At 31.9% G+C, this 19,559-nt stretch carries 21 protein-coding genes and 1 tRNA gene; 15 read left to right on the forward strand and 7 right to left on the reverse strand.

What is annotated here, in order from left to right:
- Window positions 1-13 precede the first annotated feature (13 nt).
- Window positions 14-1,378, reverse strand: coding sequence for a M23 family metallopeptidase (locus ACFELY_RS06945; protein ID WP_375329756.1), 1,365 nt, complete (start codon window positions 1,376-1,378; stop codon window positions 14-16).
- Window positions 1,379-1,670: 292 nt separating this feature from the next.
- Here ACFELY_RS06945 and ACFELY_RS06950 point away from each other — a divergent pair, with 292 nt between their 5' ends.
- The 11 genes from ACFELY_RS06950 to nuoE all read left to right on the forward strand — a co-directional run bounded on the left by ACFELY_RS06950 (window position 1,671) and on the right by nuoE (window position 9,703).
- Window positions 1,671-2,195: a DUF2155 domain-containing protein gene (locus tag ACFELY_RS06950; RefSeq protein WP_239832714.1), complete on the forward strand. Its 525-nt coding sequence runs from the start codon at window positions 1,671-1,673 to the stop codon at window positions 2,193-2,195.
- 12 nt (window positions 2,196-2,207) lie between these two features.
- Entirely contained in the window at window positions 2,208-3,500 is a 1,293-nt protein-coding gene (locus ACFELY_RS06955; protein ID WP_375334026.1) for an O-antigen ligase family protein, read from the forward strand.
- 19 nt (window positions 3,501-3,519) lie between these two features.
- Window positions 3,520-3,894 (forward strand): NADH-quinone oxidoreductase subunit A, encoded by a 375-nt coding sequence (locus tag ACFELY_RS06960; RefSeq protein ID WP_250310787.1) that lies wholly within the window; start codon window positions 3,520-3,522, stop codon window positions 3,892-3,894.
- A gap of 4 nt (window positions 3,895-3,898) precedes the next feature.
- On the forward strand, window positions 3,899-4,426 hold the full coding sequence (locus ACFELY_RS06965; protein WP_341758998.1) for a NuoB/complex I 20 kDa subunit family protein: 528 nt from the start codon (window positions 3,899-3,901) through the stop codon (window positions 4,424-4,426).
- A 1-nt stretch (window position 4,427) separates the two neighbouring features.
- Complete coding sequence (locus tag ACFELY_RS06970) at window positions 4,428-5,042, forward strand: NADH-quinone oxidoreductase subunit C (protein ID WP_375334027.1); 615 nt, start codon at window positions 4,428-4,430, stop codon at window positions 5,040-5,042.
- A 12-nt stretch (window positions 5,043-5,054) separates the two neighbouring features.
- Window positions 5,055-5,984 (forward strand): Rpn family recombination-promoting nuclease/putative transposase, encoded by a 930-nt coding sequence (locus tag ACFELY_RS06975; protein WP_375334028.1) that lies wholly within the window; start codon window positions 5,055-5,057, stop codon window positions 5,982-5,984.
- A 203-nt stretch (window positions 5,985-6,187) separates the two neighbouring features.
- Complete coding sequence (locus ACFELY_RS06980; protein ID WP_375334029.1) at window positions 6,188-6,919, forward strand: peptide deformylase; 732 nt, start codon at window positions 6,188-6,190, stop codon at window positions 6,917-6,919.
- An 8-nt stretch (window positions 6,920-6,927) separates the two neighbouring features.
- Entirely contained in the window at window positions 6,928-7,533 is a 606-nt protein-coding gene (lspA, locus tag ACFELY_RS06985; protein WP_375334030.1) for a signal peptidase II, read from the forward strand.
- A complete protein-coding gene (locus ACFELY_RS06990) occupies window positions 7,534-7,785 on the forward strand; it encodes a DUF3035 domain-containing protein (RefSeq protein ID WP_341758995.1) in 252 nt (83 codons plus the stop codon).
- Window positions 7,786-8,009: 224 nt separating this feature from the next.
- A complete protein-coding gene (gene nuoD / locus ACFELY_RS06995) occupies window positions 8,010-9,209 on the forward strand; it encodes an NADH dehydrogenase (quinone) subunit D (RefSeq protein WP_410521669.1) in 1,200 nt (399 codons plus the stop codon).
- On the forward strand, window positions 9,206-9,703 hold the full coding sequence (gene nuoE / locus ACFELY_RS07000) for an NADH-quinone oxidoreductase subunit NuoE (protein WP_094649218.1): 498 nt from the start codon (window positions 9,206-9,208) through the stop codon (window positions 9,701-9,703). Before nuoD ends, nuoE begins: the two co-directional genes overlap by 4 nt.
- A 300-nt stretch (window positions 9,704-10,003) precedes the next feature.
- Here nuoE and ACFELY_RS07005 read toward each other — a convergent pair whose 3' ends face one another.
- From ACFELY_RS07005 to ACFELY_RS07020, 4 genes are read right to left on the reverse strand one after another with little or no spacing between them, the layout of a single operon-like run.
- Window positions 10,004-10,702, reverse strand: a complete 699-nt coding sequence (locus ACFELY_RS07005) for a TraX family protein (protein WP_375334032.1) — start codon at window positions 10,700-10,702, stop codon at window positions 10,004-10,006.
- Window positions 10,689-12,233 (reverse strand): murein biosynthesis integral membrane protein MurJ, encoded by a 1,545-nt coding sequence (murJ, locus tag ACFELY_RS07010; protein ID WP_375334033.1) that lies wholly within the window; start codon window positions 12,231-12,233, stop codon window positions 10,689-10,691. Before murJ ends, ACFELY_RS07005 begins: the two co-directional genes overlap by 14 nt.
- 39 nt (window positions 12,234-12,272) lie before the next feature.
- Entirely contained in the window at window positions 12,273-12,797 is a 525-nt protein-coding gene (gene ppa / locus ACFELY_RS07015; protein ID WP_375334034.1) for an inorganic diphosphatase, read from the reverse strand.
- A gap of 4 nt (window positions 12,798-12,801) precedes the next feature.
- Window positions 12,802-14,424 carry a methyltransferase regulatory domain-containing protein gene (locus tag ACFELY_RS07020; protein WP_375334035.1) on the reverse strand — a complete coding sequence of 541 codons (1,623 nt, stop codon included), beginning with the start codon at window positions 14,422-14,424 and terminating at the stop codon, window positions 12,802-12,804.
- A 281-nt stretch (window positions 14,425-14,705) separates the two neighbouring features.
- On the opposite strand from ACFELY_RS07020, the gene ACFELY_RS07025 reads away from it, so the two are divergent.
- From ACFELY_RS07025 to ACFELY_RS07040, 4 genes are all read left to right on the forward strand, one after another.
- Window positions 14,706-14,780: transfer RNA gene (locus tag ACFELY_RS07025), tRNA-Gly, on the forward strand.
- Window positions 14,781-14,836: 56 nt separating this feature from the next.
- The gene (locus ACFELY_RS07030; protein WP_341753146.1) at window positions 14,837-15,364 is read left to right on the forward strand and encodes a cytochrome c family protein; all 528 of its coding nucleotides are present in this window, start codon (window positions 14,837-14,839) and stop codon (window positions 15,362-15,364) included.
- A gap of 229 nt (window positions 15,365-15,593) precedes the next feature.
- Window positions 15,594-16,061 carry an NfeD family protein gene (locus tag ACFELY_RS07035; RefSeq protein WP_375329691.1) on the forward strand — a complete coding sequence of 156 codons (468 nt, stop codon included), beginning with the start codon at window positions 15,594-15,596 and terminating at the stop codon, window positions 16,059-16,061.
- Between the two features lie 10 nt (window positions 16,062-16,071).
- The gene (locus ACFELY_RS07040) at window positions 16,072-16,617 is read left to right on the forward strand and encodes a hypothetical protein (RefSeq protein ID WP_341758987.1); all 546 of its coding nucleotides are present in this window, start codon (window positions 16,072-16,074) and stop codon (window positions 16,615-16,617) included.
- Between the two features lie 223 nt (window positions 16,618-16,840).
- Here the strand turns inward: ACFELY_RS07040 and ACFELY_RS07045 are convergent, their stop codons facing one another.
- Together ACFELY_RS07045 and ACFELY_RS07050 are read right to left on the reverse strand one after the other, a co-directional pair.
- The gene (locus tag ACFELY_RS07045; RefSeq protein WP_375334036.1) at window positions 16,841-18,622 is read right to left on the reverse strand and encodes a glycosyltransferase family 2 protein; all 1,782 of its coding nucleotides are present in this window, start codon (window positions 18,620-18,622) and stop codon (window positions 16,841-16,843) included.
- Entirely contained in the window at window positions 18,607-19,536 is a 930-nt protein-coding gene (locus ACFELY_RS07050; protein ID WP_375334037.1) for a hypothetical protein, read from the reverse strand. The genes ACFELY_RS07045 and ACFELY_RS07050 overlap by 16 nt, the downstream gene beginning before the upstream one ends.
- Window positions 19,537-19,559 lie beyond the last annotated feature (23 nt).

A 19,559-nucleotide genomic window follows, 5' to 3' on the forward strand; every position in this document is an offset into this window, starting at 1 on the left:
CTTTGATAAAATTTTAAAGAAATTTCGTTGCTGAATTTTCAGTAATTTCTGATTTACTATCAAGTTCACTACTTAAAGACCTTATACTATTTTTAAATTGCTTAAATTGTGCCAATTGCTTGCCGCTAAGTTCTATACCAGGGGTAGATTTAACATGCATAGGGTTTACGTTCTTACCACTTATTTTAACTTCATAATGTAAATGTGCTCCAGTAGTCCTACCAGTACTACCGACATATGCAATTACTTGCCCTTGTTTCACTATACTTCCTGGTTTAAGGTTTTTAGCAAAATTAGAAGCGTGGGCATAAGCAGTTGATAAATTCTGACTATGTTTAATTTGTATGAATTTTCCGTAACCAGATTTCCAGCCTATCTCAGTTATCACCCCATTACCTGCCGCATAAATTGGCGTACCAGTTGGAGCTGCAAAATCAACTCCTTTATGCATTTTGGTATAACCTAAAGTAGGATGATGTCTATTACCATAATGTGAGGAAACTCTAACTAATTTGATAGGGGTTCTAAGCAAACTTCTTTTAACACTTTTACCATCTTCGGAAAAGAAATCATGATTATTTGCTGTATTATTTGGAGAATATCGAAAAATATTATACTCCTTACCGGATAAATTAAGTGATACATATAGAACCTTACCATGATGGGAAAATTTACCATCTTTGGTAACAAATTTCTCAGTGATAACAGTTACCGTGTCACCATTTTTAATTTGACGTTGAAAATCAATTTGATAACTATACGAATTAATCATTTCACTTATACTATTACTTGATAACCCTAAAGATTTTAAAGCTGACATAAAGTTTGAATTAATAACTACCGACGATTTGGTTAGGAGCTTATTGAAAACTTTGGTTACGTCTTTCGCAAGAAGGTCTTCACCTTCTCTAATAATTTCTAGAGATTTGATTTTATCATACGCTATAGTTAGTTTTTTCAATGTACGTGACTCGGAAGCAAGGTCTTGATCATCTTGTTCGATAAGTTTTGTTTCATAATCAAAAACCAGTTGTTGCCCTATCTTTAAAGATGATTCAATATTTTTGTCTCTTGCTATTTTTATAATTTGGGTTATTTCTTTACTTGGAATTTGTTGATGCAAAAGTATTGCTTTTAATGTATCACCTTTTTTGACTGTAACAATTTGGGATATTTCATCCGATAGTTCTTTTAAGGGGTCAACTATTTCTGGTTCCGCTATGGTAATTGACATAGTATCATTAACGAATTTATTGATCGATGAAGATACAAAAGTAGCAAAGCCCATAAAAATAAATATAGACAAGTACGAAAAACCAGTCCTAAATTTAGATTTAATTTGTGGATTGGTTAATATAAGTTGGATAATAGCTTGCATTAAGTCTTACTCAAATGTATTAGGTTCTTAGGTGGTTCAGGAAAAATTTATCCATAATCTGGCTTGGGATGGATAGTTTCCTTCAAATTCCTCAACATAAGTGACTTCTAAAAGAAGTCTTGATATAGCCAACTTCTCATCAATTGACTCTAATTATATATTAGTTACTCTACCAATATGGAGTATAGAAAAATAAATTACAATAAAAAAATGTAAATTTTTACATATACAATTTTATTACAAGGTAGTATAACTACCACTCCAATATAACTCAAAGAATTATTATTTCCGAATGCTACAAAAATTGATGAAACGTCTTATATTTACTAGTATAATCGGTTTTTTATGTGTTCTCTCTCCTTATGGACAAGCCGAAGACGTCGTTCAAGATGTAGAATTCTTCGATACTACCGATGAAGATAGTAACGAGTTAGAAATTAAAGCCTTAGAAATTAAAGACCGCCAAGTTAACGACAATAATTTATCCAATATACCAAATAATGCTGAAAATTCAGAATTAAAAATTTGCCAGCAGGGCAAAATTATTGCTTTAAATAAAATTACCGCAACATCAAAGGAAATGTTATTAAAGCTTAATGAACCACAATATTTTGGTAACATTCAAATTAAATTGCATAAATGTATAAAAAATCTTGATCCTTACAATGGAGATAATTACATGCTATTAACCATTACAGAACATAAGATTGATGAAGACCCTATGTTAATTTTTCAAGGATGGCTTATCTCATCAAGCATTTCAGTTTCCACCTTTGAGCATCCAATTTATGAAATTTTTGCTAAAGATTGTTTATAAGGATATTTAAGAATGATACAATCCATGATTTACGTGTTAGTAATGTTATTTCCAGCAGTTGGATTAATTTCCGGTTTCTCTGCAGCAGTAATAGTTCCTATTTGGTTATTAACTATATTAACCATTTTAAGAGGTAAAATTTTTGTTAATTTGCAATATGCTGCTGTTAAAAAAACTTTGCTATCCAATTGGAAATTGGAGTTACTATTTTGTCTTTGGTGTCTTGTAACAAATTTTTATTCACATAACTATCCTGCCTCTTTAGTTAATTATCTACAAGTTTCTTTAGTTGTTCTAATAGGGTTTATCGTAAATAGCAATATTGACAAATTACCGATCAATGCAACCAAAATAAAAATATATTTTATTATAGGAATAGTGGCAGCAATTGCTCTATTCTTTATAGAATATCTATCTCATGGTATTATAACAAGAACCTTTCGTACTATTTTTCAGCCAAATTCTTCCGGTCAGTTCTTTTTATTCCTTCTTGATCGGGGCTGTTCTTTATTGTCAGTTCTTTCCTGGTTACTCATTGCTATACTGATACTATATCATAAATATCTATTGGCACTAATATATTATCTGTTAATTTTTTATTTATTATTTATCTCAGATAGTTTGGCAAGCTTTTTAGCATTTACCGTAGGTGGGTTAGTATTTTTAACAAATAGGCTGTTAGCAACCAAAGCATTGCAATCTATTTTTTTGAAATTATTTACCTTGGCTATGCTCACCGGTTCGATAATGATGCCGATAATTAGCTATAAAATACAACCATATTATGCATTAGAGAACTATGCTAAATTTCTACCTGATACTGCTAAGCATCGGGTGTTTATTTGGCACTTTGTTGCCAAGCAAATTATCAAGAAACCAATTTTGGGCTATGGATTTGCTTCGTCAAGAAATTTTAAAGTTGATAAAGAACAAATGGTTAGCTATCATCAATGGACTTGGTCACCATTACCTCTACACCCACATAATAATATAATGCAAATTTTATTTGAAATGGGCTTAATAGGTTTGATACTATTTTTATCTTTAATTTATAAATATATTCAAAAAATTAGTAATATAAGCTTAGTGCAGTCCTCTAAATATGATAAGATGAATCTAGCAAGTAAGGAAATAGATATAGATACGTTAAATTACAAGTCTGTTGCCTATGCTTGCTTTATAAATTATTATATAATAGGTATGATCTCATTTAATATTTGGCAAGTATGGTGGGTTTGCAGTGCCTTTGGGGCGATTATTTTGCTTAAATTACTATTACGTCGATCAGTGACTATTTCTAACTAATTTTTTAAGGTAATTACTAATGTTGGAAACATCGCACATATTACAAGAATATTTGCCTATAGTGGTATTTTTTGCTATAGCATCAGTTTTGTCGTTGATAATAGTCACATTACCGAGGCTTTTGAGTCCTCGGAAATATAATAAGGCTAAGCTGGATAGTTATGAATGCGGATTTGATCCTTTCGGTGATGCTAGGAGCAAATTTGATGTACGTTTTTATCTAGTAGCTATTTTATTTATTATTTTTGATTTAGAAGTAACTTTTTTGATGCCGTGGGCTATTACGCTTGGGAAAATTGGTAAATTTGGTTTTTTTTCAATGATGTTTTTCTTATTTGTACTTACTGTTGGTTTTATATATGAATGGAAAAAAGGAGCATTAGATTGGGAGTAATTACATGAAAGCAGAAATAGATTTATATGATCAAGACAAGATACTTGCAGAAGAAATCTCAAATCGAGGATTCTTGATAACTAAACTTGATGATTTGCTAGGCTGGGCTAGAGCTAATTCACTTTGGCCTATGAGCTTTGGTCTTGCCTGCTGTGCAGTAGAAATGATGCAAGCTGCTTCCAGCCGTTATGATATGGATCGTTTTGGTATGTTGTTTAGACCAAGCCCCCGTCAATCTGATTTAATGATAGTTGCAGGAACCTTAACCAATAAGATGGCTCCGGCTCTTAGAAAAGTTTATGACCAGATGACTGAACCTAAATGGGTTCTATCAATGGGAAGTTGTGCCAATGGTGGTGGCTATTATCATTATTCCTACTCAGTAGTGCGTGGCTGTGATCAAATAGTACCAGTAGACGTATATGTACCAGGTTGTCCTCCGACGGCTGAGGCTTTGATTTATGGCTTAATGCAGTTACAAAAGAAAATTAAAAGAACTACTAGATTTAAGATTAAGAGTGCTAGTGTATAATATGGAAGAGATTATTGATAAATTGATAAAAAATCAAGAGCTTGAAATAGCTGTGTTACCTGTACAGTCAAATGGTTCAAATATACATTTTGCTGCTTATAAATCTACTATAGAAAGCTTGTTACCATTTTTATCGTCAATTAAGCAATCTGAGAATTTACGTTTTACCGTGTTGACAGATTTGTTTGCTGCTGATTTTTTAGACCGTTTGAAACGGTTTGAAGTAGTGTATAATTTACTAAGTCTTAAATTAAATAAACGTATACTAGTCAAAGTTGAGGTTGGAGAAAATGACATAATTCCTTCAATTACCAAAATCTTTAGTGCTGCCTGCTGGTATGAGCGTGAAGCATATGATATGTTTGGGGTAAATTTTGCTGGGAGCCATGATATTCGCCGTATTCTAACAGACTATGATTTTGTTGGTCATCCTCTTAGAAAAGATTTCCCATTAACTGGTTATGTACAAGTTAAATATGATGAAACTCTAGCAAAAGTAGTATACGAGCCAGTTAAGCTCGATCAGCCATATAGAGAATTTGATTTTTCATCAAGTTGGAAAGGAGCTAGTTATATATTACCTGGAGATGAGAAAGCAAATAAACATACTATATAAGTAAATTTTATTATGACTTCAGACAAGCCAAAACATGACGAAATCTTTCGCAAATCTATGGAGAATCCCATAGTTGCTAAAGAGTTTTTGGCAACTCATTTGCCGAAGGATGTGTTGGCTTTAATCGATAGCACATCTTTAAAATTAGAAAAAGATAGTTTTATTGAGTCAGACCTTTCTGAAACTATTTCAGATGTACTATTTTCTGTTAAGTTTAATGATCAAGATGGCTATATTTTTTTGCTATTGGAACATCAAAGTACTGTTGATAAAATGATGGCATTTAGATTATTTAAATATATGATTAATATTTGTGATCTATATTTAACTACTAATCCTAAAGCTAAAAGCCTTCCAGTAATTTATCCCCTAATACTTTATAATGGCAAGAAGAAATATAATGCATCGCTCAATATATGGAATTTATTTAGCCATCCAAATTTAGCCAGAGGTTTTTGGACAAATGATTGTCAGCTTATTAACGTACATGATATTCCTGATGAAGAACTCAAGAAAAAAGTATGGTCTGGGATTTTGTTATTTTTCCTCAAGCACATCCACGAACGTCAATTACTGAAAAGATGGCAAGAAATCTCTCATCTCTTGCCTAAATTGAGTGAAATAACAATAGGATATGACCATATAAGAAATCTATTACAGTATACTTTGACCTTTATTGAGCAAAATGATAAAATAGAGTTAGAAAAAATATTAAAAAATAGTTTAACTAAAGAAAAAGGAGAAGAACTTATGCCTAGTATAGCTCAAGTATGGAAAGAAGAAGGGATTCAAATCGGAGAAGCTAGAGGTAGAGCCGAGGGTAGAGCCGAGGGTGAAGCTAAATTAATAAAAATGATGATAAAAAATGGCAACTCTATTGAGGAAGTAGCAAGAATGACTAGATTATCTATTGCAAGAATCAATGAACTACTGAAAGTATAATAAACTGGTGTTTATTAGCGAGGAGCCACTTTGGTGGTGACGAAGCAATCTAATGAATGTGGGTTGCCACGACCACTACGCGGTCTTGCTAATAGGCGTCTTGTACTTTTCTACAATTTTTTAATTGTCACGGTGTTTAATACTAATCAAGTTAGCTATAATTTATAAAAGACTACAAACAAAAAATAGGAGAATCTAACATTATGGTCAAGAAACTGACTAAATTATTAATCATGATAGCCTTATGGGGTAATACAGCAATAATATATGCAGAAAAATCAACTAAAGTTAATAGAAGAGACGATATGCCTAACAAATTTAACGGAACAGTATTACTAGAAGATTCATTGCCAAATTATGTAACTGCAGATATTTCTAATCTAGAAGCATCGTCAAAAATATCAATAAGAATACCTGCAAGTTCTGTTAAATTCCCTTTATCTAAGGAAGACAAAAAGGATATAGAAATACTTATAAGAAAATTTGATAATGAGGAAAATTGTGCTGGTTTAGCAGCTCCACAAATAGGAATTTCTAAAAGAGTAATTGTTTTTGCAGTACCTGATGATCCTTCTTTAAAGAAATGGCGACCAGATTTAACTCAAACTATGCCTAAAACTCTGTGGATTAACCCATCTTATAAACCGATTGGCACTGAAATGCATGAAGATTATGAGGGATGCTTTTCTGTAAAAGATGTAACTGGTTCAGTAAAACGTTATGAGAAAATAAATTACAGAGCATTTGACCAAGAGGGCAAAATAATAGAAGGACAAGCAGAGGGGTTTACAGCTAGGGTCATTCAACATGAAATAGATCATCTTGATGGTAAATTATTTATAGACCTTGTTCCAAAAGACAAGATTATGAGTATAGAAGAATATAGAAAAAAACGAGCAGAGGCACTTAAGGAAAAAGATAAAATCGAGAATTAAATTTTAATATGCATATACCATTAACATTAAAAAGAATATTACTAATTATTCGTCAAAATAGCCGTATAGTTATTAAATTGGTAATTATAGATCAATTAGTAAAATGGTGGTTTATAAATTATCTAAGGGGCAAAATTGGTCTAACCATGAAAGTAACAAGCTTTTTAGATATAGTTTATAGCTGGAACCATGGTATTAGTTTTGGAATGTTCCGAAATTATTATCAGTATAGCAATATGTTGTTTATAGTTATTAACTCTGTTGTTATAATATATTTATGGTATATCTTATTAAAATGTAAGACAATGACAGGCTTTGTTGGTTATAGTTTTGTCATTGGTGGGGCTATCGGTAATTTGATCGATCGTTTTGTTAATGGGGCAGTATTTGATTTTATTTATTTTCATTATCAAGATTTTGGTTTTCCAATATTTAATCTAGCTGATAGCTTTATTTCATTAGGTGTAATGTTCTTATTGCATGATTATTATAAGACCAAGAAAATTGTTGAACAACAACAAGATGTTCAATATAATCACACTGTGATACAGGCTGAAGCAGATAGGATTCGTGAGCTTGATTTTAAGAAAAATATAAATTTAAGAGGAGATTGAGTGCGTATAATTTTTTGGTTATTTGCTACTGTAATAATGCTGTCTGCGTGCAGTAAAAAAGTAAAAGAAACAATAGGGATAGTTACCCCTGGTCCCAATGAGTACAGGGTTGAGCGTAATAAAACTTTAGAAATGCCTCCTCACTATGACTTACCTGCTATTGAAGGAAAGGATAAAGAAAGCCATAAAGCCTCTTCTCCAAAAACTCTTAACGATGGTGAACAAGCCCTCATAGAGGAGATAGAGAGGTAAGACTAATTATATAATTTTTTTACTTTTTCACTTAGTGGACAAAAATTTTGGTATATACTCAAAGGTACAGAGAAACAATAATTGCCGGAGTTTAAAATAAGGTGAGTGATAATAATAAAAATAGACCTCTTGCAAAACTCGCTTATGCTGAGGAATTTGAAGGAGACGCTTCACCTCGAACCGCAGCATACTCTAGTGTACGTGAAGATTCGAGTACCGCATCATTGTCCAAATTACCAGCAGAAGTAGAGTTAGGCAAGAGGTCTAATGTTGTACTGAATTTTGGACCACAACATCCAGCTACCCATGGAGTTTTAAGATTAATCTTAGAAATGGATGGTGAGGTGATCAATAAAGCAGATCCACATATTGGCTTATTGCATCGTGGTACTGAAAAATTAATTGAGTATAAAACATATCTACAAGCTATACCATACTTTGATCGATTAGATTACGTATCGCCAATGTGCCAAGAACACGCCTTTGCCTTAACAATTGAAGGATTGCTTGGCTGCGAAGTTCCAAGACGAGCTCAATTTATTCGAGTGATGTTTTCTGAACTTACCCGTATCCTTAACCACATCCTTAATATCACAACCCAAGCTCTAGATGTTGGTGCTACTACCCCTCTATTATGGTTATTTGAGGAACGTGAAAAAATTATGGAATTTTACGAGCGTGTATCTGGTTCTAGAATGCATGCAAATTATTTTAGACCTGGTGGCGTTGCCCAAGACTTACCAGATGATATATTAGAAGATATTCATATTTTTATTCAACAATTTCCTAAAAAATTACAAGATGTTGAAACCTTGTTAAATGACAATAGGATTTGGAAACAACGCCTAGTAGATATCGGAGTAGTAAGCCAAAAAGAAGCTATGGATTGGGGGTTTTCTGGTCCAATACTACGAGGCTCAGGTATCGCATGGGATCTTAGAAAAACCAATCCGTACGATGTATATGGTGAACTAGATTTTGACATACCAATTGGCAAAAATGGTGATTGTTATGATAGGTATTTGGTTCGCATTGAAGAAATGTACCAATCACTTAAAATTATACAACAATGTCTTGAAAAAATACCGAAAGGTAGTATTAAAACTGATGACCCTAAAATTGCCCCACCATCAAGAAAGCAAATGAAAGAATCGATGGAAGCAATGATTAATCATTTTAAACTTTATACTGAAGGATATAACGTACCACAAGGCGAGATATATCGATTTGTTGAAGCCCCAAAAGGCGAGTTTGGGGTATATTTATACTCTGATGGAAGCAACAAACCCTATAGATGCCGTATTAAAGCCCCTGGATTTGCTCATCTGCAAGGTTTAGACTTTATGTCGAGAGGCCATTTGATGGCAGATGTGGTAACTATTATTGCCAGTCTTGACATTGTTTTTGGAGAAATTGATCGATGAATGATGAACCAGTAAATTTCAGTTTTAATGATGAAAATTTAAAAAAAGCTCAAGATATTATTAAGAAATATCCTGAAAATAGACAGAAAAGTGCGATCCTACCGTTACTTGACCTTGCCCAACGGCAAATGAATGGTTGGTTACCTAAAGCATCGATAGAGTATGTGGCAAATTTTCTAAATATACCTTTCATCAGAGCTTATGAAGTTGCAACATTCTATACCATGTTTAATCTACAACCAGTAGGACGATATCACATACAAATTTGTGGTACTACCCCCTGTTGGCTAAGGGGTAGCGATAAAATTGCTACTATCTGTAAGAATAAGCTTGCTATTAATTTCGGTGAGCTAACCAGCGATAAAAAGTTTAGCCTTACAGAAGTTGAATGTTTGGGTGCTTGTGTTAATGCACCAGTTGTCCAAATCAACGATGATTTTTTTGAAGAGTTAGATGAAGAAGGCATGGCTAAGTTAATTGATAGCCTTGCTTAATATTTATTTTATATCTAACCCATTCATCATTGGCGAGGAGACCGTAAGGTCGACGAAGCAATCCAAAAAATAAACCAGGAATGGATTGCTTCATCACAGCAAAGCTACTGCTAGAAGGCTGTTGGAAATAACTAGCCTTCCTGCATAAGTCAATCTAGTCGGTGATTTTGTCGTCGAAACTCGCCTCCGCTCCATAACAATCGTCTATGTACACGAAGGTAGCAGGCTTCGTTTCTCCTAAAAATCCCGAGGGCTTCTTTGACTTATACAGGAAGTCTACTAAAGTAATTATATTTTGAGCTATAAGTAGAGTTTAAAAAATAAAAATTGTAAAATTGCTAGATGTATAGCGTAGATATATAAAGCATTATGACTGATAATCCGTAAATTTACAGCAATTTTCTGCTCAAAATTTCTTGCGACCATAAATATATATCCTAGAACCCCGAATATAATGACTATAAATACGTAAATATACGAAAACTGAAAAATAGATATGGTATGCATTATGGACAAAATTATAGATATTGCAATGGTAAGCCTGAGATTACCTAGATCATGCTTAGCAATATAGCCAAGTAGCATGATAGCCATAGATAAGGTTCCGTAATCAATAAGGAACCAACTACAGAACCAAAGAGAGCCAAGGAAAACAACATGACAATAGCCTTTATAGAAAAAATTATTTAAGCTATTACGAAAATAATAAAGATAGCATTGTCCTAAAAAAATAGGGATAAGTATATTAGTTACAGTAAATTCCCTAAATAATATGGTAGTAAAAATATATAGCAGAACTCCAACTACCAAAATTCTAATTTTTGGTTTTGTATGAAAATTATAGCCAGCAAAAAAACAAAAAATCGGCATAGTAGTACGACCAATAACTCGCATTATTTCGTACTCAGGAAAAAAATATAACCCCAAATGATCTATTACCATAGTTATCATGGCTATAGTCTTCAAAAAATCTTGATAATTAGACTCAGTTTTCATCATTAATACATTTCTTTGGATAAAGCTTAAAACAAAAAACCATTAGAAAAAACGTTGCTACTCCAACTATAATTGTTGCTGCTAGCATAAAAGCTTTTACTAATAAGAATTCGGCATAATAATATTGGGCATAATAATGTTTAATTACCCAAATTACTAGTGTCATTATTATGCAGCTTAATAAAATCTTGCCAAAAAATGTGTATAATTTTGCATCAATAAAAGAAAGACCATATTTCTTTGTGTGTACGTATAACAACCAAACATTATACCAAGCGGTAATAGAACAGGCAAGAGCTATACCAAGATGACCAAATTGCCTCATCATAACAATATTTAATATAGTATTCACTGTAAGGGAATATAAGGTTATTTTTAAAGGAGTTTTTGTATCATGATTAGCATAAAAAATCGGGGTCAAAATTTTGGCAAGTATAAAAGCTGGCAAACCAAGAGCAAAAGCCGAAATAGCCTCAGCAGTTTTAATGGTATCAACATAGGTAAAAGCTCCCCGTTGATATATTATATGAATGATTGGTTCTGATAGCACAATAATACCAAAGGCAGCTGGTAAAGATAATAAAAGCCCAATTTTAATAGCATTATTCTGGATATTTGCCGCTTTCTTTAAATCATTCATTTGATAGGTTTTCGATAATTCTGGTAATAATATAGTACCAAAAGTTACCCCTATTATTGATAAAGGAAATTGGTATATTCTATCTGCATAAGATAATATTGAAATTGCCCCTTCGATGAAGCTAGCTATTGATTGCGAGATAAATAAGCTAAGCTGCTGAAATCCTGAGCTAACAACCGCCGGTCCCATATTGGACAAAAACTTTTTGACATCTCTATTATATGGATCAAAAACTAGTGGAAACGATAAACCAACTCTAATGACACAATAAAACATAAAAATGATTTGTAATAAGCCAGCAATCACCAGAGATAAACTAATCGATATAGGGGCAGATATACGTTCTTGTAATGCTACCGTTGTAATAATCACAAGAATATTTAAAATAATCGGAGAAAAAGCAAAAGCTGCGAACCTCTTTACTGAATTTAGAATACCCCCAAGCATCGCCGCTATCGAAATAAAAACCAAATATGGCATAGTGATACGGCACAGAGCAATTGTTAAATTAAATTTCTCTGGATCTTCATGAAAACCAGGAGCAATAATAAACATTAAGGAAGGCATCATAAGTTGCATTAGTACTACTACCATTACTAAAGTAATTAGTAAAATAGTAAATATAACGCCGGTGAAATGGCGTGCCGCCTCACGAGATTCTATGATTTTTGTATTAAAAATAGGGACAAAAACGACTGATAAAGCCCCCTCGCCAAAAATACGCCTAAATAGGTTGGGTAATTTAAAAGCAACATTAACGCTATCAGCAACACTACCAGCTCCAAATAGTGAAGCGACAAATAATTCTCTAGCAAGACCAGATATACGAGAAATTAAGGTAAATAAAGCTATTATAATTCCAGAACGAAATAATGTATATCCCTCGCCTTTCATTTGTTATTCCAATTGTGAGTATATGCCACTATATCAAAGCTAACTCTTTGCCCTTGATATACCTGTATCAATTAACCCTTTGGCTTTTTGAGCATTTTCCCAGCCAATTACCTTTACCCATTTACCTTTTTCTAGATTTTTATAATGTTCAAAGAAATGTACTATTCGTTGTCTTAACATTGGGCAAAGATCATCTAAATCTTTTATTGAATCAAAAGTAATATCTAGCTTAGAGCTAGGCACAGCAATAATTTTTTCATCCAATCCAGATTCATCTTCCATCATTAAAACCCCAATGGGACGTGATCTAATTACGCAACCAGGTACAACAGGATAATGTGCTATGACCAATACATCTACTGGGTCACCATCTTCTGACAGAGTATGTGGGATAAACCCATAATTACCAGGGTAAAACATGGCAGTTTGCATGAATCTATCAACAAATAGTGTCCCTGATTTTTTATCCATCTCGTATTTTACCGGATTACTTTGCATCGGAATCTCGATAATTACATTTATCTCTTCAGGATTAGCCAGGGTAGTAATTTTTTCAACTAACATTATTTTATCCAATTAATAAATAATTCATTTTGAATTTTTGTAAGCAAATACCTACACAATGTGTAATATATGGTTTTAAAAGTTTTTCATCACTTACTATACCATCTTTATTAGACGCCACTAATAGTCCAGAAGCAAATTTTTCAAACATTTTTTCTTCAATCTGCTGGATAGAATTTGTACCATCTAATAGTTCAATAATATATTTTTCATGCAATTGCAATGGAACCAAAGCATTAATTCGATTTGTCACAACCAAATTAGTTTGTCCTAACTTTTGAGCCTGATATCTTACTAACTCACTTACTTTTGGTTTTGATGAGATATCATATATTGAGCTAGGTTTTGTTGCGAATATTTGCACATACCCTTGTAACACCAGTTTTATAATTACAGAATCTAATTCTTCCTTAAAATCTTTAAGTTGGAATTTCTCTAACTTTTTCATAGCCAGTTTAGAGACTTGATCTAAAGTCAAAGGATTACCAGTATTATCGGCATAAACATAGAAGACAGCTTTCATTATAGAAGAAGACGTTGAAATACCAGGGGATTCTGAATTATTATAATAAAATTCCAAATTTTCTACTGCATTGTTTAAATCCACCTCACTTTCAAGCCTAACTGGTCTGATATTAAAAGTAGTATAGAAGTCAGATAATTTACTTGGTTCAATTGTCCTATTGATCATGACATTATTGTGACATAACAAAGTAGTTCTAAATTTACGATTAGTAATAAAGTCCATATATTGTTCAGTTCTTACAATATCATTTATCGATTGTAATTTTTCTGCCGTCTTTTCCGGCAAATTACCGACAAACATGGCAGAAAGTGAGGAATCTCCAAGATAATTCAGATTATGTTTTCTAGCGTTACTTACAAATTCCTGGAAGTAAAAAGCTGTATTCTCTTCTCCGAGATATTCGTGTAACAAATATGAATTGCCTAACTTCTTAAGAAAGTTAGTTTCGTGCTGTAAGAACTTAGAATAAGGACTCTCTGATTTTTCTAGAGAATCACTAACAAAATCTAATAATAATTTAGCTTGTTGTAGTTTATCATGCTTATCAGTAAAGATAGCACTATGAAACATCATCATATCTCTAATAGTTTTCTGCATATTCCAACCTGGCAGAGTATTATAGCTGATAAAGGCAATACCATTAGGACTTAATAATTTACTAGATATTTCAAAAATCTTGTTACGAACCACATCCGGCACCCAAGAAATTACCCCATGACAAATTATATAATCAAATTTACCAAATGATTCATCAATATCCAATATCGATAAACATTTTAGCTCAATATTCTTTAGACCTAAACTCTTTACTACTTCCAATCCGTTATTAATTTGTACTTTTGACAAGTCAATCCCTAAAGAATAAGATTCTGGATAACTTTCGGCAAAATCAATCATATTACCGCCTTCACCGCAACCAATATCAAGTATCCTAGCATTTTCTACCATAGGAGGTTGCATGCCAAATACTAGACCTATAGTTCTTAAATGCTCTGGTCTTGTATAAGCAAAAGGAAAACTTTCATAAGGAAAATCATCATAGTTAATATCATTTGTTTGATTCTCTGACAAACCATCATTAGGATTGTTTTTTTGACCCATAATTTGTTCCAAATTAATTAATATTAAAGTAATGATTTTTAGTTGATTTAGTGTTTTTAAGCAAGATATTTTTATATTATTTTAAGATAAATATCTATGGTTTTAATGTCATCCCTGTTTCGGTGCAGGATCATGAATAACATTTAAATTTTTTTTGATGTTATTTCTTCTTGATCTTTTTATAGTATATCCTATATTTATGATTTGTTTTCGTACAAGTGAGCCTTTTTACCTCAATTTGGAATAAAAATAATTATTTTTCAATTTGCAGTGTTTTAAAAGCGGGTGTAGCTCAGGGGTAGAGCGCTACCTTGCCAAGGTCGAAGTCGAGGGTTCGAATCCCTTCACCCGCTCCAGTACAAAACTATCTTATGGTAATACATATTCTCTCTACGGAGACGACACTAAAAATATGTCTGGAATAGAGTTAAATAAAATTGCTGCTTCTATTTTATTAGCAAGTTTAATTGCAATGATGGTAGGGTTTATAACAGATATTCTGTATAAGCCAGTTTTACATCCTGAATCTCGAGGCTACAAAGTAGAAGTAACAGAAGATTCGCCTAATGGATCTGATGCGAACGCGATTGCGGAAGCACCAGTGAATATAGAGGAATTGATGAAAACTGCTAATGCTGAGGCGGGAAGGGAAATAGCAAAAAAATGCTTAATGTGCCATTCCTTTGACAATAGTAAAGCTAATAAGGTTGGACCACATCTATGGAATATCGTTGGGACGGAAAAAGCTAAAGCAGAGAATTATAAATATTCAACTGCTCTATCTAGCAAAGGGGGAATATGGGATGAAGAAAGTCTATTTCATTTTTTGCATAAACCTAGCCAATATATACCTGGAACAAAGATGTCTTTTGCTGGTTTAAATAAGCCTCAAGATATAGCTAATGTTATAATGTTTTTAAAGACATTTGTTCATGACTAAATGATAATTGCTTGAACCAACTAAAATTATTTCAAAGTAAACTTAGCTTATTATCATTCCATTCGTTATTATTCTAGTCATTTTGTGTATTTCTTTATTTTTTAATAATTATAATATTCCTGTTTTTGATGAGATAGGATATGGTTGTTTACAATTGTTTAACCAGGAGTTATAGTAGGAATTGTCTTAATTAATAACCTCAGAATCGAAGATTAATTGAAGGTATCATATGAGCATCTTTGAAGTTTCAATAGTAGAATGGTGGCTGATCGCTGGCATTATTTGTATAATTATAGAATTCGCTAATATTCCAAATGTTGGTTTTTTATTTTTGGGTTTAGGTGGAATATCCAATGCAATAATATTGAGTAATTATCCGAATCTTTTAAAATACCAGTATATAATTTTTGGTTTTGCTTCTTTTATATGGTTAATTATTTTATGGTATCCATTAAAATTCTATGTTGGCAAGAAATATGGTAAATACGAGTATTCTGATATGTTCGGTCAGGAAGTACAAGTATATAGTAATGAACTCTTAGTAGGAGAAAAGGGACAGGTATTGTGGTCAGGAACGATTATGAATGCCAAACTCAGCAAAGATTCTGTAAAATCAGCGTATAAAGGAGACACGCTTCGCATAATACAAATTGATGGTAATGTTCTTATATGTACTGCAGAAAATTTGAAGAAGTGAGATCAACAAAGTGGCTACTATTATTATCTACCTAATAGGAAAACCAGGAACCGGAAAGTATACTATAGCAAAAGAAATAGCAAGGGCTGGTTATAGTATATGTGATAACCAACATATCAATAATCCTATTTTTTCACTACTAAATTATAATGGATTAACTCCTATTCCAGAATTTGCTTGGGATGCAATTAGACTTATACGAGATGGTATTTTTAATTTTTTAAGCCAAGAAATTAGTAATAATTATGTTCTTACCAATTGTCTGTATGAAGTTGATGGTGATCGTAAACTTTTTAACCAAGTACAACAGCTAGCAATAAATCGTAGTTCTGTGTTTATTCCAGTAAAATTACTAATTTCAGAAGAAGAAAATATTAAGAGAATTCAACATCTAGATAGGCTGCTTCGTTATAAATCAATCGGTGTACAAGATGTTTATCCAGAATATCCATTAATTCAAATTTCTCATCCTAATTTATTTGAGTTTGATGTTACAAATCTCTCTGCTAGTGAGGCTGCAAGGAATATATTACAGCATGTTAAGTTCTATAGCTAAAACAGGAGTACTCAAAGTTTACAAACGTCTATTAGGCTCTGTGAATAACCACTTTAGTGGCAACGAAGCAATCTACTCACCAAGCGTCATTGCGAGCCACCGTAGGTGGCGTGGCAATCCATTTCTAATTACTTTTCTGGATTGCTTCGTAGGCTACGCCTTCTCGCAATGACATTTAGGAACTTAATAATATCAAAAATCTATTCGGGTTAGCTATATAGCTCTATTCAAGGTCTAAGGTGCTAATCCCATGCTGAGTTTTATCCCATTTGAAGGGCATAAAAACAATCTGCCAAATAGCCTTGTAACTTGCTATCGTGTGTAGCAAAAAATACAAAGGCCATACTAACAAGGCAGCAACATCTAATACTCGAAAATTAGTTATTTTGCCTTTTTTGCTCAGTAAAATAAAAAAAGCACTACCATAAAGGTACGAAAAAGCAAAAAAACTATTAACTATCCATAAATAATTAACTACAGCCAATTTATTAATTTTAATAGTTATTATTAGAAATGGTACACAACAAAAACCATAAGAAGAAAAACCAATAAAAATGAAAATAGTAATTATTTGATAGAATTTAAACCTTTTATATTTGTCTTTTTGGGCAAGGAATACCAAAAATGTTTGGATAAATCCTTTTATCCAACGAGACCTTTGATTTATCCAATTGATAATATCTATAGGCGATTCCTCTAAAGTATAAGAATCGATCATATGAACTTTATAGCCAAATGAATATAGCCTAATCCCTAAATCAGCATCCTCAGTAACATTATAAGCATCCCAGAAGCCTATTTTTTGTAAAGCATCAACCTTAAAATGATTGCTAGTTCCTCCAAGAGTCACCGGTAAGTTCATTATACTTAAACCTTTCAGAAGGTATTTAAACCATAAGCAATATTCTATACTAAAAAGCTTAGTGAGTAAATTTTCATTCTCATTATAAAAATTAAGTTTAGCTTGCAAACAGACATATTCTTTTGGTAAACTATCAAAGGCTATTACTGCTTTAAGAAGTTGATCAGTATCAGGTCTATCTTCCGCATCATATATTACTACATATTTTCCTTTACAATATTGCATGGCATAGTTAAGAGCTTTCGGTTTAGTTCTAGGTAGAGTAAATGGTACTTTAATCAAATGTATATAAGAGGGTAATTCACATAGGATGCTTTCCTTGATCATTAAATAATCATCCGCTTCAACAATGATTTTGACATCTAATTTATGTTTAGGATAATTAATATTAGTGATACAACTAATTATTGACTTTAGTTTGCCTGATTCTTGATATAACGGCAGTAAGATAGTATAAATAGGTAGGGAATCATTGGAATATATATCACTAATTTTAAATATGGTATCTGGCGTAATTGCTGCTTGGTTAAATAGTATAATTTTTAAAATATTTTGTGAAAAATAACAGATAATATTAATTATATGAAAAAGATGTTTAAAATTAAGTAATATAGCAAAATATATCAAAAAAAATATGATAATTGACTTAGTGTAATTGATGTTTTTTGCTATCATGTATAATGAGAGAAATTCAAGAAAATATTTGGATTTTATGATATTCAAATGACTAAAATTTTGTTCAAGTAATTGATAAAAATCATTCTTTCTAACCAACTTAATTTGCACGTTATAATGTATGGCTGATAACTTTCCTAAATAGGCTAGGTCATTTATAGCATGCACCTCATTACTTTCATCATTTTCATAAATGAAATAACCATTTCTGACATATTGATCAATTTTTGAGTAATCATAAATCTTAACCTGAGATTCCTGGACACTTAATAGTGGTAATAGTTTATACTTATATAAAATTTCTATAATCATCTCATTATTAATAATCCCTTCTTCGATTATCGTGTTAAAAAAATCATTCTCAGCTAATTTGAGCTTAATATGAGATATTTGTAAATCAGTAACTAGCTGTTCTTTTGCTAGAATATCTAAAAATTCTATATTCAGGCTCCTTATATATCCATCCATATTGAAAATATTACTCCCGATATTTTATAACGCTGTTTAATCAGGCTTTTATCCGAAAAATACCCTATTTGTGTTGTTATACTATTTCTCTTTAGATTACCAAACTTAATCTTTTTTGCAATTGAAAATTGCTTATATAAAGTTTTATTATAAATATTGCCGTAATTTTTTCTAATATAATATTTTGCAAAGCTTACTAACATAATGCCATTTTTAAATTCAACGCCCTCAGATATTGAAAAACTATAATGACTTCTTTTGCCATATGGATTATTTAAGCTCTGCCCAAAACTCAAAATACCTTGAGCAAATACTGAAGTTTCACCTAAAATTGTCCGAATTTTTTTGGATATTGCTGATAACAATAATAATTCATAAGAAAATTGCTGCTCACACCCATCTTGAGTTATGTATATTCTTGGCTGAACTGAGACTACCCGATGAATATTTTGAAAAAGCTTAATTTTATAAAATATACCAATTTCTTTATTATTAGATAGGTAGTTCATATCATTACTTCCCTGAAATTTATTTTCTTTATAAAGCAATTGAATAGCTAAATTTTGGTTATTATTAATGCCATATTCGATAGTAAAAATTCTCATTAATTGATCTTGGTATGAAGATATTTCTCTTGAGCTACGTTCTAAAGATTGAATTTGGCAAAATAACTTATTATACAGAGCTGATGAATTGTTAACCAACTTGATACGTTCTCTTAAATGGGCTAGTTTACGCTGAATTTGTAAAAAGAGATCGGCTCTTATTTGCTTAATATTTTCAGAATTTTTATCGATAGTAGCAGTAGTAGCCATATATCTATACCTACCTGAGTCGATTAACCAAGCTGATCCATAAACCTTATTTGCTATAGAAATTATAAATAATAATATAAAAATGATTGTTATTTTCACTTAAATGGCAACTAATAGTTTAA

It is taken from the genome of Candidatus Tisiphia endosymbiont of Xenochironomus xenolabis, from assembly GCF_964264705.1.
Lineage (GTDB): Bacteria > Pseudomonadota > Alphaproteobacteria > Rickettsiales > Rickettsiaceae > Tisiphia.

Coding starts and splice junctions, on each gene's coding strand:
- ACFELY_RS06945 (WP_375329756.1), bottom strand. CDS start 1,378: ATGCAAGCTATTATCCAACTTATATTAACCAATCCACAAATTAAATCT.
- ACFELY_RS06950 (WP_239832714.1), top strand. CDS start 1,671: ATGCTACAAAAATTGATGAAACGTCTTATATTTACTAGTATAATCGGT.
- ACFELY_RS06955 (WP_375334026.1), top strand. CDS start 2,208: ATGATACAATCCATGATTTACGTGTTAGTAATGTTATTTCCAGCAGTT.
- ACFELY_RS06960 (WP_250310787.1), top strand. CDS start 3,520: ATGTTGGAAACATCGCACATATTACAAGAATATTTGCCTATAGTGGTA.
- ACFELY_RS06965 (WP_341758998.1), top strand. CDS start 3,899: ATGAAAGCAGAAATAGATTTATATGATCAAGACAAGATACTTGCAGAA.
- ACFELY_RS06970 (WP_375334027.1), top strand. CDS start 4,428: ATGGAAGAGATTATTGATAAATTGATAAAAAATCAAGAGCTTGAAATA.
- ACFELY_RS06975 (WP_375334028.1), top strand. CDS start 5,055: ATGACTTCAGACAAGCCAAAACATGACGAAATCTTTCGCAAATCTATG.
- ACFELY_RS06980 (WP_375334029.1), top strand. CDS start 6,188: ATGGTCAAGAAACTGACTAAATTATTAATCATGATAGCCTTATGGGGT.
- lspA (WP_375334030.1), top strand. CDS start 6,928: ATGCATATACCATTAACATTAAAAAGAATATTACTAATTATTCGTCAA.
- nuoE (WP_094649218.1), top strand. CDS start 9,206: ATGAATGATGAACCAGTAAATTTCAGTTTTAATGATGAAAATTTAAAA.
- ACFELY_RS07005 (WP_375334032.1), bottom strand. CDS start 10,702: ATGATGAAAACTGAGTCTAATTATCAAGATTTTTTGAAGACTATAGCC.
- murJ (WP_375334033.1), bottom strand. CDS start 12,233: ATGAAAGGCGAGGGATATACATTATTTCGTTCTGGAATTATAATAGCT.
- ppa (WP_375334034.1), bottom strand. CDS start 12,797: ATGTTAGTTGAAAAAATTACTACCCTGGCTAATCCTGAAGAGATAAAT.
- ACFELY_RS07020 (WP_375334035.1), bottom strand. CDS start 14,424: ATGGGTCAAAAAAACAATCCTAATGATGGTTTGTCAGAGAATCAAACA.
- ACFELY_RS07030 (WP_341753146.1), top strand. CDS start 14,837: ATGTCTGGAATAGAGTTAAATAAAATTGCTGCTTCTATTTTATTAGCA.
- ACFELY_RS07035 (WP_375329691.1), top strand. CDS start 15,594: ATGAGCATCTTTGAAGTTTCAATAGTAGAATGGTGGCTGATCGCTGGC.
- ACFELY_RS07045 (WP_375334036.1), bottom strand. CDS start 18,622: ATGGATGGATATATAAGGAGCCTGAATATAGAATTTTTAGATATTCTA.